At 75.3% G+C, this 1,017-nt stretch carries 1 protein-coding gene; it reads right to left on the bottom strand.

Annotation, left to right across the window (positions count from 1 at the left end):
• Window positions 1-105 precede the first annotated feature (105 nt).
• Window positions 106-1,017 (bottom strand): Na+/H+ antiporter NhaA (locus tag ACFV4N_RS44060; RefSeq protein WP_499678659.1); only part of this gene is annotated, 912 nt, incomplete at its 5' end.

Genomic DNA, 1,017 nt, shown 5'->3' with positions numbered 1-1,017 from the left:
CACCTCCGCCCTCACCAAGGCCCTGACGGCGTGGGTCGAGGGCGAGGTCGCCGACGACCTCCGCGCGCTGGTCGACCAGGCGTTCGCCGCCCTGCGCGCGGGGAACTAGGCACCGCCACCGTCCCCCTCCTCCGACGTCCCGCGCACGGCGGGGGACGGGTCGCCACGCCGGGTCAGCGCGAGCAGCAGCCCGCTGCCGAGCACGGCGGCCACGGCGCTGGCGGTGAAGATGCCGACCTTGGCCTGGGTGACGAGCGCCGGATCGGTGTAGGCGAGGTCGCTGATGAACAGCGAGACCGTGAACCCGATCCCGGCCAGCGCCGCCACGCCCCACACCAACCGCGGCGGCATCCCGGTGGGCAGCACGCCGACGCGCAGTCGCAGCGCCAGCCACGTCACCCCGCCGATCCCCACGACCTTGCCGACGAGCAGGCCGAGCACGACCCCCCACGCCACCGGGCTGCCCACCGCCTCGCCCACGGCCCCGCCCCGCAGGTCCACCCCGGCGTTGGCCAGCGCGAACAACGGCACCACGGCGAACGCGGAGACCGGGTGCAGGCGGCGCTGGAGGTCGTCGAGGACGGCGCGCCCGGCCACGGGGCGTGCCGGGGTCACCAGGCCCAGCACCACACCGGCGATGGTGGCGTGCACGCCCGAGTGCAGCGTCGCCAACCACACGAACAACCCCACCGGGACGTACGCCGCGACCGAGACCACACCCGCCCGGCGCATCACCACGACCACGACCAGGCCGGCCACCGCCGCGAGCAGCCACCCCGGTTCCAGCGCCTCCGTGTAGGCCACCGCGATGACCCCCACCGCGATGATGTCGTCGACGATCGCCACCGACAGCAGGAACAGCTTCACCCCGGCCGGCACCCGCGAGCCCAGCAGCGCCAGCACGCCCACGGCGAACGCGATGTCGGTGGCCAGCGGAACGCCCCACCCGCGCGCCCCCGGTCCACCACCGACCACCGCCAGGAACAGCACGGCGGGCAGCACCACACCGCCCAGGGC

Origin of the sequence: Actinosynnema sp. NPDC059797 (assembly GCF_042732085.1) — a bacterium.
GTDB lineage: Bacteria > Actinomycetota > Actinomycetes > Mycobacteriales > Pseudonocardiaceae > Actinosynnema.
Note: the sequence above shows the minus strand (reverse complement) of the source record. Positions and strands in the feature narration are given on the sequence as shown.